Source organism: Streptomyces sp. NPDC005899 (assembly GCF_040629645.1).
Taxonomy (GTDB): Bacteria; Actinomycetota; Actinomycetes; order Streptomycetales; family Streptomycetaceae; genus Streptomyces.
The window spans coordinates 1-13283 of sequence record NZ_JBEXWB010000168.1; the positions used below are offsets into that span (position 1 = coordinate 1).

Genomic DNA, 13283 nt, shown 5'->3' on the forward strand with positions numbered 1-13283 from the left:
GATCGAGGCGGTGACAGCGGCGCCGGCGGAGGAGGCCGGGACAGCGGCGCCGGGCGCGCCCTCCTGCTGCCGCGGCCGGGCGCGTTCCTGCGGCCGGGCGGCGAGGGGCTGCCGGCCTTCGTGGGAGGTGGGATGCTCCGTCACGCGTGGGATTCCGTCCGTCCGGGCCGGTTGTATGAGGCGATCGCAGACACCTCGGGGGCTCGCGCCACTGTGCCCCGGCGAGCGTGGTGAGAACAACGGCTGTCACCGGATCGCCCGCGACGCGGGGCCGAAACAGGACGGTCCCGCGGCGGGCCGGCACAGGCCGGTCCGGCGACGGGGCAGCGGGCAGCGCGCACGTCTCCACCCCCTCGTAGTGGTTCGTTCGCCCGCACGGGTCACCCGGCTCCGTGGACCGTGTGACACATGCGGTGTGTACGGTGACTTGTGGTCAGATCCCTTGCTGCGCCCCCAGGTTGCGGGGGTGCGACCCGGGGTGCGGCACACGCGGGATGATCCTACGTTTGCCCCCGGGGGCGCACCAAGGGTCTCACGACGGGCTGTGGACAGGGGGGCGGTCCCAGTCATCCGGCAGTCTCGGAACCCCCCACCGCGGATCCGGCCGCCAGTGCTCCCAGCCGTCCGCGAACGGAGAGCCCCAGGCGCGGATCACCTCGATCGCGGCGTGCCCCGCCGCCCGCACCCGGTGCGCGGTGTCCCGGTCCATCAGGCCGACCCGCTGCGCCTGGGCGAACTCGTCCTCGTCCAGCCACTCCCAACTGCGGTCGGGGTGCACGGCGATGTCGAGGAAGTGGTCCTGGGAGTCGATGCCCGCGGCCCAGCGTGAGCGGGGCTCCTCGAGGTTGACGTACCAGTTGCGGAAGAGCCAGCCGCGGTCCCAGAACAGCCACACCGACCAGGGCTCGCCGGGCCGGGCGAGCTTGAGCACGCCGGAGCCGAACCAGCGGGAACGGGCCGTGGTGCGCGGGCGCGTGTAGCGGGTGGCGAGCGGCTCGGCGTGCACCTGGGTGCCGTCCGCCAGCACCGGCCGCACGCACTCGGTGCCCGAGGCCATCCACACGGCGAGCAGTTCGTCGGTGTCCTGCACGACGGTGACCGGCCGGCAGATGTGCACCGTGTCGTCACCGCCGTTGCCCCGGTACCGCCAGAGGATCTGGTCCCCCGGCGCCCAGCGCGCGCCGTTTCCCGCTTCCGTAGCCCCTGCGTCCGTGGCTGTCATGAAAGGATCTTAGGGCCTTTCGTCCGGATCGGGCCGGTCCCGCCGTCCCGGGAGCCCCGCCCCGCGCGGCACGGGTTCACGGCCGGGTCATACGCAACACGTCGAGCGCCTCGTCGAGTTGCCGCTCTGTGAGGTCGCCGCGCTCGACGTACCCGGAGGCCAGCACCGTCTCCCGGATCGTCCTTCCTTCGGCCAGTGACCTCTTCGCGACCTTCGCCGCCTCCTCGTACCCGATGTACTTGTTCAGCGGAGTCACGACCGAGGGCGAGGACTCCGCGTACGCGCGGGCCCGCTCCACGTCGGCGGTGACGCCGTCGACGGTCCGGTCGGCGAGCAGCCGCGCGGCGTTCGTCAGCAGCCGCACCGACTCCAGCAGGTTCTTCCCGATGACCGGGAGCATCACGTTGAGCTCGAAGTTGCCGGCGGCGCCCGCCACGGCGACCGTGGCGTCGTTCCCCGTCACCTGTGCCGCGACCATCAGGACGGCCTCGGGAATGACCGGATTCACCTTCCCCGGCATGATCGACGATCCGGGCTGGAGGTCGGGCAGGCGGATCTCGGCCAGCCCGGTGCGCGGACCGGAGGCCATCCAGCGCAGGTCGTTGCAGATCTTCGTGAGCGAGACGGCCACGGTGCGCAGCTGCCCGGACGTCTCGACGAGCCCGTCCCGGGCCCCCTGGGCCTCGAAGTGGTTGCGGGCCTCGGTGAGCGGCAGCCCGGTCGTGCGGGCGATCTCGGCGATCACCGCGGCGGAGAACCCCGGCGGCGTGTTGATCCCGGTGCCCACCGCCGTACCGCCCAGCGGTAGTTCCGCGAGGCGGGGGAGCGAGGCGCGCAGCCGCTCGACGCCGTAGCGGACCTGCGCGGCGTAACCGCCGAACTCCTGGCCGAGGGTGACGGGTGTGGCGTCCATCAGATGCGTGCGGCCGGACTTCACGACCTCCGCGAACTCGGCTGATTTCCGCTCCAGGACCTCGGCCAGGTGCTCCAGCGCGGGGATCAGGTCCGCGGTGACGGCGGCGGTCGCGGCGATGTGGATGGAGGAGGGGAAGACGTCGTTGGACGACTGGGAGGCGTTGACGTGGTCGTTGGGGTGGACCTCCCGGCCCAGGCGCTCGGTGGCGAGCGTGGCGACGACCTCGTTGGTGTTCATGTTGGACGAGGTGCCGGACCCCGTCTGGAACACGTCGATGGGGAAGTGGTCGTCCCACCGCCCGTCGACGACCTCGGCGGCCGCCTCCTGGATCGCGTCCGCGATCTCCGGGTCCAGCACCTTCAGTTCGGCGTTGACCTTGGCGGCGGCGGCCTTGATCCGGCCGAGGGCCTCGATGTGCGCGCGCTCCAGCCGTCGGCCGGAGATGGGGAAGTTCTCCACCGCGCGCTGCGTCTGGGCCCGCCACTTGGCGTGCGCGGGTACTCTCACCTCTCCCATCGAGTCGTGCTCGACGCGGTAGCGGGTGCTGTCGGCGGATACGTCCATGGTCGGTAAACCTCCTGCTGGAGCGAGCGCGGGCCTGGCCCGTCGTATTCCCCCTCCCTTGTACTCCAGCCCCGGGGCCCCGCGGGGCACGTGGGCCCGCGCGCCCCGTCGGTTCGCGCGGCGGTACGGGGTGGCCGGGACGTCAGCCGGCCCAGCGCCCCGACAGGAAGGCCAGGGCGAACGTGGTCGTCAGGGGCGCCACCACACACAGGTAGGCGGTCAGGAAGCGCGGGTCGCGCAGGCTCCACACGGCCAGCGTGATCCACAGGGGCCACCACAGGAGGGTGGCGCGGGGCACGGACGTGTACCAGTAGGAGGTGCCCAGGGCCCACAGGGTGAGTGCGACGTACAGCGCCTCGGCCGCCCGCCGTCGCCGCACCAGCAGGCCGCACAGGAGGAGCCCGAGCACCATGGCGGCGAGTTCGGCCTGGCACATGAAGGCGTACCCGGTGGTCTGGGCGTGCGTGAAGGCGGCGTCCCACGTGTTGCCCCACGCCTCCCACGGGCTGTGGAAGGTGCGGTACCAGCCCAGTTCCTGCGCGTGTTTCCAGGCCATCCAGTCGCCGGTACGCGTGTACAGGTAGGCGGAGTAGGCGATCGCGGGCAGGGCAGGCAGGGCCAGCCACGGCAGGTGGCGCGGGCGCCGGTGCGCGGGTGGCGACAGCAGGAAGTGGAGAGCGAGGGCGGCGGCGAGGAACAGCCCGCTCACGCGGACCGTCGTCGCCAGTGCCGTCAGGACGGCCGCCAGGGGCCAGTGGTGGCGCCGGGCGGCGAGCCAGGCGGGGAGGGCCAGGGCAAGGAAGAGGGACTCGGTGTAACCCGCGGCCAGGAACACCGCGCACGGCGAGCACAGGAACAGCAGGGCCGCCCGCCGGCCCACGCCTTCGTCCGGCAGGTGCAGCCGCGCGATACGGGCCAGTGCCACGACGGCGACGGCCCCCGAGACGAAGGAGATCAGCAGCCCGGCCGCGGTCCAGTGCGGCACGACGGTGTGGACGGCCCGCAGCGCGAGCGGGAAGCCGGGGAAGAATGCCTCCCGATGGTCCCACCCGGCCGTCCAGGGGCCCGCCTGCCCGGGGAAGTAGCCGTCTCTCGCTATGTGCAGGTAGTGCCCCCAGTCCCACTGCTCGAAGGACGACGCGACCGATCCGGCGTGACGGGCACCCCGGTCGGCCGGGAACAGCCACCGCGCACAGTAGGCGGTGGTCCAGACGGCCGCGCGCGTCAGCAGGTAGAGCCACAGGACCTGACGGTCGGAGGTGTCCAGGCGCAGGGGCGGGGAGGCGAGGAGCTCCCGCGGCGACCGGCGCCACCCGGCCTTCCCCTCCGGCGACGGGCACACCGGGAACCGCGCCCGCGTCGCGGGAGGGTGGAAGGACACGGGCGCGCTCTCACGCGGTCCGGGCGACGTGGCGGGCATCTGCTGCTGCTCTCTCACGAGGGGGGCGGGCACGCCGGGGCGGCCCGGTGGCCGGGCCGGTAGTCAGGGCGTGGGGGCGGTGGTGGACCCGTCGGTGGGCGGCGGGGTCGAGCCGCCCGCCGTACGTGTGCCGGCCGGCCGGGTGGGGGTCTGCGACGGGCCCGTGCCGCCGCCCGACGGCGGCAGGCTCGTGGTGGGCGCGGGAGCCGGCGGGGGCGGACCGTGCGACGTGCCGGTCGCCGGCACAACGGGGGCCGGGGCGCTCGACAGCGACGTCGACGTGGCCACGGACCCGGCCACGAGGACCAGGCAGCAGGCCGCGAGTGCGGCCAGGCGCCGCCGGTGCGCCCGCCGGCTGCGTGCGGCGATCCGCGCCACCGGGACGGGGACGGCGTGGGACTGCCCGACGGCGGCCGCCTGTTCGAACAACGATCGCAGCGGGTCGTGGGACTCAGGCACCGGTGACCTCCTCCATGCGCGGATCCTGCAGGCGGTGAGCGAGCGCGGCCCGGCCGCGGACCAGGTGGGTCTTGACGGTGCTCGCCGACAGGCCCGTCTCACCCGCGATCTGCTCGACCGTGAGATCGCACAGGTAGTGCAGGGTCAGCGTGCGGCGCTGCCGGGGCGGCAGCCCTCGCAGCGCCTCCACCAGCGCCACCCGTTCCGGCCCCGGCCCGTCGACGTCCGGCGGGGCGCCACTGCGCGTCCACGCGTCCGCCGAACGCCGCCGTGTCCGCCAGCGGCTGACCGCCAGTCGCCACGCCACCGTGCGGATCCACGCCTCGGGCTGCCCGTCCCGGTCCAGCTGCCGCCGCCGGTTCCACCCCCGGACGAACGCCTCCTGCACGACGTCCTGCGCCTCGTGCAGGTCACCGAGCATCACGTACAACTGGCCCGTGATGCGCCCCACCCGCTGGGCGTAGAACTCTTCGAACTCCTCGACGGTCAAGGACTGCTCCCCGCATCTCTCGCTACACCAGGCATACGCCCGGCGAGGGGCATCCGGTCGACACGGTGTACGAACGAAAGGAGTGACGGCCGTCACTGGCCGGGGCGTGGTCGGCCCGTCGCGCCGGTCGGCCCGGAGCCCGGCACCCGTGCCGAGGGAGCGGGGCGACAGGCGGAGGGAGCGGGCCGGCACGCCGGAGGGGCGGGCCCGGCGTCCGGTGGCACGCCGAAGGGGCGTCCCGGCCCGCGGCCGGAACGCCCCTGGGTCTGCGACCGGTCAGCCGAGGCCGGGACCGCGCACCGGGATGCTGGTGAAGGTGGGGGCCGGCGCCGGCTCGGTGAAGAAGTCGTTGCCCTTGTCGTCGACCACGACGAACGCCGGGAAGTCCTCGACCTCGATCCGCCAGACCGCCTCCATGCCGAGCTCCTCGTACTCGACGACCTCGACCTTCTTGATGCAGTCCTGCGCGAGCCGCGCCGCCGGACCGCCGATGGAACCGAGGTAGAAGCCGCCGTGCGCCCCGCAGGCGTCCGTGACCTGCTGGGACCTGTTGCCCTTGGCCAGCATCACCTTCGAGCCGCCCGCCGCCTGGAACTGCGCGACGTAACTGTCCATCCGGCCCGCCGTCGTCGGGCCGAACGACCCGGAGGCGTACCCCTCGGGCGTCTTCGCCGGGCCCGCGTAGTACACCGGGTGGTCCTTGAGGTACTGCGGCATCTCCTCACCCGCGTCCAGCCGCTCCTTGATCTTGGCGTGCGCGATGTCGCGCGCCACGACCAGCGGGCCCGTCAGCGAGAGCCGGGTCTTGACCGGGTACTTGGTCAGCTCGGCCAGGATCTCCTCCATCGGCCGGTTGAGGTCGATCTCGACCACGTCGCCGGCCTCGTCGAGGTGCTCGTCGGTGGTGTCCGGGAGGAAGCGCGCCGGATCCTTCTCCAACTGCTCCAGGAACACGCCCTCGGCGGTGATCTTCGCGGTCGCCTGGCGGTCCGCCGAGCAGGACACGGCGATGGCGACGGGCAGCGAGGCCCCGTGGCGGGGGAGCCGGACCACGCGCACGTCGTGGCAGAAGTACTTGCCGCCGAACTGCGCCCCGATGCCGATCTTCTGCGTGAGCTCGAAGACCTTCTGCTCCAGGTCCTTGTCCCGGAAGCCGTGGCCGGTCGGGGAGCCCTCGGCGGGCAGCTCGTCCAGGTAGTGCGCGGAGGCGTACTTGGCGGTCTTCAGCGCGAACTCGGCCGACGTGCCGCCGACGACGATCGCCAGGTGGTAGGGCGGACAGGCCGCCGTGCCGAGCGACCGGATCTTCTGCTCCAGGAACGCCATCATGGAAGCCTCGTTGAGGACCGCCTTGGTCTCCTGGAAGAGGAACGACTTGTTGGCGGAGCCGCCGCCCTTCGCCATGAAGAGGAACTTGTACGCGCCGCCGTCGGTGGCGTACAGCTCGATCTGGGCCGGGAGGTTGGAGCCGGTGTTCTTCTCGTCCCACATGGTCAGCGGGGCCATCTGCGAGTACCGGAGGTTGAGCTTCGTGTACGCGTCGAAGACGCCCCTGGACAGGGCCTCCTCGTCACCGCCCTCGGTGAGCACGTTCTGTCCGCGCTTGCCCATGACGATGGCCGTGCCGGTGTCCTGGCACATGGGCAGGACACCGGCGGCGGCGATGTTCGCGTTCTTCAGGAGGTCCAGCGCGACGAACTTGTCGTTGGACGACGCCTCGGGGTCGTCCACGATGCGCCGCAACTGCGCCAGGTGGGCCGGGCGCAGGTAGTGCGAGATGTCGTGCATGGCCTCGGCCGCGAGCGTGCGCAGGGCCTCCGGAGCCACCTTGAGGAACGTACGGCCGTCGGCCTCGAAGGTCGAGACGCCTTCGGCGGTCACCAGCCGGTACGGCGTGGTGTCCTCTCCCAGAGGGAGCAGATCGGAGTACGCAAACTCTGGCATTACGGCCATTCCTCACTCGGCGACAGCGGCCGGCCTCCCTAGGCCGGCGCAGCCCCAGGGTAGAACGCCGGCGACGCGCCGAGCCTGTGAGGTAGGGCTCACCCCGCACGTGCGCCCGGAGTGCTGGTCGGGCGCCCGGATTCCACGCGGGGCCGTGGAGGTACTGGTCGCGATCTATCGCGTTTGGGTACGCTGGGCCGGTGGACCTCGAGAAGCAGCCCCAGCAGCCCGTCGCTCCGGCCGGTCCCGCGCCCGCCGGCATCCGTGCGTCGGACGCGGACCGCGACCGGATCGCGGACATCCTGCGAGAGGCCGTGGCCGAAGGCAGACTGACCGCCGAGGAGCACGCCGAGCGGATCGACCTCGTCTACCGCGCCAAGACGGTGGGCGAGCTCGGGCCCCTGGTGAGCGACCTGCCGGCGGGTCGAACCGCCCGCCCGGTGGCGTCCCCCTACGCGTACGGTCCCGACGCCCCCGGGGGCCCCGCCGAGAACCTGGTCGCCGTCTTCAGCAGCTCGACCCGCAGGGGGCGTTGGCGTGTGGGGGGCCGGACGAACGCCTTCGCGCTCTTCGGCAGCGTCGAGATCGATCTGACCGAAGCTCTTTTCGGCCAGCGTCTGACGGTCATCAACGCGACGTCCATCTTCGGCAGTGTCGAGATCAAGGTGCCGGAGAACATCTCGCTGCGCGGCACCGGCACCGGCGTCTTCGGCAACTTCGAGGTCGACACACTGGAATCGACCGACCCGGAAGCCCCGGTGGTCGTCGTGAACGGTTATTCCGTCTTCGGGAGCGTCGAGGCGAAACCCAAGCGGGGCAAGCTCATCGCCAACCTCCACGACCAGTTGCGCAAGCACCTCGGCCGCTGACGGCTCCCGGCCGCGTTCCGGCCGGTCCGGGCGCATTCAGGCCAGAAGGCGGCCCGGCGGCCGTGGCGGCGGCCGACGTGGGTACCACTCAGTGCATAGGCGTGCGTACAGCGGGTAGGGAGTGCTGCATCGCCTCTCGCTCACGAAGCCCAAGCCGTCGTCAGGAGTGGACCGTGCTGCAACTGCCGCATCAGCCCCTGCAGGTCGCCGCCGTGCCTTCCCAGCGCAACCCCGCGCGGGAGGACCAGACGGGGCCCTGGCACGCGGAGGCGGTGTGCCGCCGGGACGAGGCCGGGCTGTTCTTCGCCCCGTCGAAGGAGCCGACTGCTGCCCGGCTGTCCCGCGAGGAAGCCGCCAAACAGGTCTGTGCCAGGTGCCCGGTCATGGTGGAGTGCCGTGAACACGCACTGGTGCAGCCCGAGCCGTACGGCGTGTGGGGCGGTCTGACCGCCGCGGAGCGCCGGGTGGTGCTCGCCCGTCGGCGCAGGCGCGACATGGAGCTCAAGGCGGCGACCCCGTCGGACCGGATAGCCGCTGCGGGCTGACGCCGCCGGGGGTCGTACGGTCCGCTGTGCCGCCGGAGGCCGGCGGCGGTGCCCGAAGGCCGCTCCGCGGGATCCTGTGGATGCCGCCCGGTGGTGTGGATGTCGCGTCCGGTGCTGTGGACACGGTGACGGGCCCTCGTTACCCGCGCATCAATCGTCCGCGCATTGATCGGGGCCCGCACGCTCCCGGTATCCGGCACCCGGTGGGTGGAACGGCGGGGCTGTCCGCACGAGAGCCCCGCCGTTCCGCCGGCCCACCTACTGGGCGCGGTCGAAGTCGATCGCGCTGTAGGCGCGCAGCTTCGAGAGCCGGTGCGTGGAGTCGATCTTCCGGATCGTGCCCGACTTGGAGCGCATCACCAGAGACTCGGTGGTGGCCGTCTCCGCGCGGTACCGCACACCGCGCAGCAGCTCGCCGTCCGTGATGCCGGTGGCGACGAAGAAGACGTTGTCGCCGCTCACGAGGTCGTCCGTCGACAGCACCCGGTCGAGGTCGTGCCCGGCGTCCAGTGCGCGCTGCCGCTCGGCCTCGTCCTTGGGCCAGAGCTTGCCCTGGATGACACCGCCCAGGCACTTTATGGCGCACGCCGAGATGATGCCTTCGGGAGTGCCGCCGATGCCCATGAGCAGGTCGACGCCGGTCCCTTCGCGGGCCGCCATGATCGACCCGGCGACGTCCCCGTCGGAGATGAACTTGATCCGGGCGCCGGTCTCCCGGATCTCCCTGACGATGCCCTCGTGGCGGGGGCGGTCGAGGATGACGACGGTGACGTCCTCGGGGGTGGAGCTCTTGGCCTTGGCGACGCGCCGGATGTTCACCGACACCGGGGCGTTGATGTCGACGAAGTCGGCGGCCTCGGGGCCCGTGACCAGCTTGTCCATGTAGAAGACGGCGGACGGGTCGAACATGGCGCCGTGGTCCGCGGCGGCCAGCACGGCGATCGCGTTCGGCATGCCCTTGGCGTTGAGCGTGGTGCCGTCGATCGGGTCGACGGCGATGTCGACCTCGGCACCGGTGCCGTCGCCGACCCGTTCGCCGTTGAACAGCATGGGGGCCTCGTCCTTCTCACCCTCACCGATGACGACGATGCCGTTCATCGAGACGGTGGAGACGAGCGTGCGCATGGCTTTCACGGCGGCGCCGTCGGCGCCGATCTTGTCGCCGCGGCCGACCCAGCGCCCGGCGGCCATCGCGGCGGCCTCGGTGACCCGGACCAACTCCAGGGCCAGGTTGCGGTCGGGGGCCTCCGGGGAGACCTCGAGCTGGGACGGCAGATGATGCTCGGACATCGGAGCGCACCTTTCTGTACGACGACGACCGGAAAAGAGGGTGCTGCGACTCTATCGGTAGGTCGATAAAATGAGCAGTGCGGGTCACGTATGAGCGCCGCCCCGCTGGCTGGTTCCGGCGCCCGCCGTGCCACCATTGGGTCCGTGGCAAGCAAGCGAGGCAAGCAGACGGTCCGGGACATGTTCCTGTCGATGCTCGTGATCACCGCGGTGGCGGGCGTCGTCTACATCTTCATCCCGCACGACGACAAGGCCGACCCCCTCAAGGCCGTCGACTACCGCGTCGAGCTCGCGACGGCCAGGCGTGCCGCGCCGTATCCGGTGGCCGCCCCGGGCGGGCTGCCGAAGGGGTGGAAGCCGACCTCCGTCTCCTACGAGGGGCACGACGGCGCCGGCTGGCACCTCGGCTTCCTCGACCCGGACGGCCGCTACGTGGCGGTGGAGCAGTCCACGAACCCGGCGCAGAAGTACGTGCCCCAGGTCAGCCAACAGGCCGAGGACACCGGACGCACACAGCAGGTGGCCGGCGAGGCCTGGCAGCGCTGGGAGGGTCCCAAGTACGACGCCCTCGTGCTGCACGGCAAGGGCGCGACCACGGTGGTCACGGGCTCGGCCCCGATGGAGCGCCTGGTGGAGATGGCCGCGGCGCTCGAGACGGGTTCCTGACCGAACCCGCCTTCTTCCCGTCCTTCCGTCCACGTGCTCTTCTGTCACCGGACTCTTCCGTCCACGTACTTTTCCGTGCGTGGACGGACCCGTACGTGGACTTCCCCTGCACGTGGAGAAGCCCCGCGGCGCCGAGCGCCGCGGGGCTTCTCTCCGTGCTGCGACGGTCAGACGGTCGTGACGACCTCGTCGTAGGACAGCCGCGGAAGACGCGGGAGCCAGGCGTCGTCGCCCGGCTTGCCGATGTTGACGGCCATGAGCAGCTTGTGGTCGCCGTCCAGGAACTCCTTCTCGATGCCCGCGGCGTCGAAGCCGGTCATCGGGCCGGCGGCGAGGCCGGCGGCACGGACGCCGATGATGAAGTAAGCGGCCTGGAGTGCGGCGTTGAAGAGGGCGGACTGCTCGCGGACCGGGCGCTCCGAGAAGAACGCGTCCTTGGCCTGCGGGAAGTGCGGCAGCAGGGCCGGGAGCTCCTCGTGGAACTCGTGGTCCGCGACGAGGAGCGCGACCAGCGGGGCGGCGGCGGTCTTGGGCCGGTTGCCCTCGGCCATGTGCTTGACGAGGCGCTCGCGCCCTTCGGCCGTGCGGACCAGGACGACACGCAGCGGAGACTGGTTGAAGGCGGTGGGGCCGAACTTGACCAGGTCGTAGATCGCCTGGACCTGCTCGTCGGTCACCGGCTCGTCGGTGAACGTGTTGGCGGTGCGGGCCTCGCGGAAGAGGAGGTCCTGGGCGGCGGGGTCAAGAACGAGGGACATCGGGGGAGCTGCCTTCCGGGCGTACGGGATGCGCGACGAGATCACCGTAACCGAGAAGTAGGTTAACTTTCAACTAAAACGGGTCAGCGGTGATCCACCGCACACGCCCACAGGGCTCTTACCGGGCTCTTGCCGGCCCCACGGTCCTCGCCCGGCCCCACGGCCGTTCACGGGCCGCCCGGTCCTCCGCCGGCGGGTCCTTCGCCGGCGCCCGGTCCGGTCAGTCCGTGCCACCGCCGTCCGCAGCCTCCGCCGGACGGGCCAGCGCCGCGTCCAGCCGGGCGCGCGCGCCTTCGAGCCACCGCCGGCACACCTTCGCCAGCTCCTCGCCCCGCTCCCAGAGGGCCAGCGACTCCTCCAGTGTCGTGCCGCCCGCTTCGAGGCGGCGCACGACCTCGATCAGCTCGTCCCGCGCCTGCTCGTACCCGAGCGTGTCCGTCGCGGCAGCCGTCGTCGTCCCGTCGTCCGTCATGGGATCCACCCTATGTGCGAGGTCCGACAGACCCGCCCGCCCGTCACCCGCCCCACGTCACCGCTCCGCCGCGACCCGGGCCGCCGTGACGTGCGTGTGCCGGTCACCGGGCCTCCTGCGACCAGGACTGTTGTAACCAGGACTGCTGTGACCAGGACTGCTGCCGCTCGTCCCGCGCCACCGGCTCTCCCGGTCACCGGCCCACCGCGGCGGTTCCCCACGTCACCCGTCCACCCGGACCGTGAACTCGCCCTCGGAGACCCGGGCCCGCAGTTCCGCCCCTGACGGCCCCGCGTCCGCGGGGGAGCGCACCACGTGACCGTCCGGCCGTTGCAGCACCGCGTAGCCGCGCTCCAGCGTGGCCGCGGGCGAGAGGGCCACCACCCGGGCCCGGGTGTGCGCGAGCTCGGAGTCGGCGCGGTCCAGCAGATGGCCCAGGACCCGGCGGCTCCGCCCGGTCAGGGCGTCGATCTCCGCCTCCCGCTCGTCCACCATCCGCTGGGGCCGCTCCATCGACGACCTCCCCAGCGCGTGGGCCAGACCGCGCTCCTCCCGGTCGATCAGCCCGCGGAGGGTCCGCAGCGAACGGTCCCGGAGCTGCTGTACGCGGTCGAGCTCCTCGCCCACGTCCGGCACGACCTTCTTCGCCGCGTCCGTCGGTGTCGACGCCCGCAGGTCGGCGACCAGATCCAGCAGCGGGGAGTCGGGCTCGTGGCCGATGGCCGACACCACGGGCGTCCGGCACGCGGCCACCGCCCGGATCAGCTCTTCGTCGGAGAACGGCAGGAGGTCCTCCACGCTGCCGCCACCCCGGGCGACGACGATCACGTCGACCTCGGGCAGCTCGTCGAGCTCCCGCACCGCCTGCACCACCTGGCTGACGGCGTGCACGCCCTGCACGGCGGTGTTGCGCACCTCGAAGCGCACGGCGGGCCAGCGCCGGCGCGCGTTCTCCAGGACATCGCGCTCGGCCGCCGACGCCCGGCCGGACACGAGCCCGATCAACTGCGGCAGGAACGGCAGCGGCTTCTTGCGGTCCAGGGCGAAGAGGCCCTCGGCGGCCAGCGCCTTCTTCAGCTGCTCGAGCCGGACCAGCAGCTCCCCGATGCCGACCGGGCGTATCTCCGTGGCGCGCAGGGACAGCTGCCCGCGCGGCGCGTACCACTCGGGCTTGGCGAGGACGACGACGCGCGCGCCCTCCGTGACCACGTCGGCGATCCGGTCGAAGACCTGCCGGAAGCACGTCACGCTCACCGAGATGTCGTGGGAGGGATCGCGGAGCGTCAGGAAGACCACACCGGCTCCCGGCCGCCGCGACAGCTGGGTGATCTGCCCCTCGACCCAGACCGCGCCCAGCCGGTCGATCCACCCCCCGATCAGCCGTGACACGTCGCCGACGGGCAGCGGGGCTTCCGGGGACGTAGTGAGAGCCATACGGGGGAGCGTATCGGCCGGTGCCGACATCCGGAGTCGCTCCGCCGGTCCCGTGGCGCGCCCACCCGCGGCACGGGCCGGGCCCCCCGGGTACGGCCACCGTCACCCGGCGCGCACCCCGGTCGACCGGCCCCGCACGCGCCCCGCCCCCCGCCCGCCCCGCTCTCAGGCCTCCCCCCGCCTCCACAGGAGGGCCAGCACCACCATCCCCTCACCCACCCAGCACAGGCCCAC

At 72.2% G+C, this 13283-nt stretch carries 13 protein-coding genes; 3 read left to right on the forward strand and 10 right to left on the reverse strand.

The window, feature by feature from the left end; genetic code table 11:
* Positions 1-532: 532 nt before the first annotated feature.
* The 6 genes from ABZ371_RS19245 to ABZ371_RS19270 form a co-directional block, all read right to left on the reverse strand.
* On the reverse strand, positions 533-1222 hold the full coding sequence (locus ABZ371_RS19245; RefSeq protein ID WP_358680864.1) for a DUF402 domain-containing protein: 690 nt from the start codon (positions 1220-1222) through the stop codon (positions 533-535).
* 76 nt (positions 1223-1298) lie between these two features.
* Entirely contained in the window at positions 1299-2702 is a 1404-nt protein-coding gene (locus ABZ371_RS19250) for a class II fumarate hydratase (RefSeq protein ID WP_358680867.1), read from the reverse strand.
* A 142-nt stretch (positions 2703-2844) separates the two neighbouring features.
* Positions 2845-4122 (reverse strand): mannosyltransferase family protein, encoded by a 1278-nt coding sequence (locus ABZ371_RS19255; protein WP_358680899.1) that lies wholly within the window; start codon positions 4120-4122, stop codon positions 2845-2847.
* Positions 4123-4185: 63 nt separating this feature from the next.
* Complete coding sequence (locus ABZ371_RS19260) at positions 4186-4581, reverse strand: hypothetical protein (RefSeq protein WP_358680870.1); 396 nt, start codon at positions 4579-4581, stop codon at positions 4186-4188.
* A complete protein-coding gene (locus ABZ371_RS19265; RefSeq protein ID WP_358680873.1) occupies positions 4574-5071 on the reverse strand; it encodes a SigE family RNA polymerase sigma factor in 498 nt (165 codons plus the stop codon). Before ABZ371_RS19265 ends, ABZ371_RS19260 begins: the two co-directional genes overlap by 8 nt.
* Positions 5072-5347: 276 nt before the next feature.
* Entirely contained in the window at positions 5348-7015 is a 1668-nt protein-coding gene (locus tag ABZ371_RS19270) for a fumarate hydratase (protein WP_358680876.1), read from the reverse strand.
* Between the two features lie 200 nt (positions 7016-7215).
* On the opposite strand from ABZ371_RS19270, the gene ABZ371_RS19275 reads away from it, so the two are divergent.
* Positions 7216-7884, forward strand: a complete 669-nt coding sequence (locus ABZ371_RS19275) for a DUF1707 domain-containing protein (RefSeq protein WP_358680879.1) — start codon at positions 7216-7218, stop codon at positions 7882-7884.
* 173 nt (positions 7885-8057) lie between these two features.
* Positions 8058-8429, forward strand: a complete 372-nt coding sequence (locus tag ABZ371_RS19280) for a WhiB family transcriptional regulator (RefSeq protein WP_358680882.1) — start codon at positions 8058-8060, stop codon at positions 8427-8429.
* 258 nt (positions 8430-8687) lie between these two features.
* Here the strand turns inward: ABZ371_RS19280 and glpX are convergent, their stop codons facing one another.
* Positions 8688-9719, reverse strand: a complete 1032-nt coding sequence (glpX, locus tag ABZ371_RS19285) for a class II fructose-bisphosphatase (protein ID WP_358680885.1) — start codon at positions 9717-9719, stop codon at positions 8688-8690.
* A gap of 144 nt (positions 9720-9863) precedes the next feature.
* Between glpX and ABZ371_RS19290 the strand changes: the two genes are divergently transcribed.
* Entirely contained in the window at positions 9864-10385 is a 522-nt protein-coding gene (locus ABZ371_RS19290; protein ID WP_358680888.1) for a DUF4245 domain-containing protein, read from the forward strand.
* A gap of 167 nt (positions 10386-10552) precedes the next feature.
* Here ABZ371_RS19290 and ABZ371_RS19295 read toward each other — a convergent pair whose 3' ends face one another.
* The 3 genes from ABZ371_RS19295 to xseA all read right to left on the reverse strand — a co-directional run bounded on the left by ABZ371_RS19295 (position 10553) and on the right by xseA (position 13049).
* The gene (locus ABZ371_RS19295; protein WP_358680891.1) at positions 10553-11143 is read right to left on the reverse strand and encodes a malonic semialdehyde reductase; all 591 of its coding nucleotides are present in this window, start codon (positions 11141-11143) and stop codon (positions 10553-10555) included.
* Positions 11144-11363: 220 nt separating this feature from the next.
* A complete protein-coding gene (locus ABZ371_RS19300) occupies positions 11364-11615 on the reverse strand; it encodes an exodeoxyribonuclease VII small subunit (RefSeq protein WP_358680893.1) in 252 nt (83 codons plus the stop codon).
* Positions 11616-11837: 222 nt separating this feature from the next.
* On the reverse strand, positions 11838-13049 hold the full coding sequence (gene xseA / locus ABZ371_RS19305) for an exodeoxyribonuclease VII large subunit (RefSeq protein ID WP_358680896.1): 1212 nt from the start codon (positions 13047-13049) through the stop codon (positions 11838-11840).
* Positions 13050-13283: the final 234 nt, after the last annotated feature.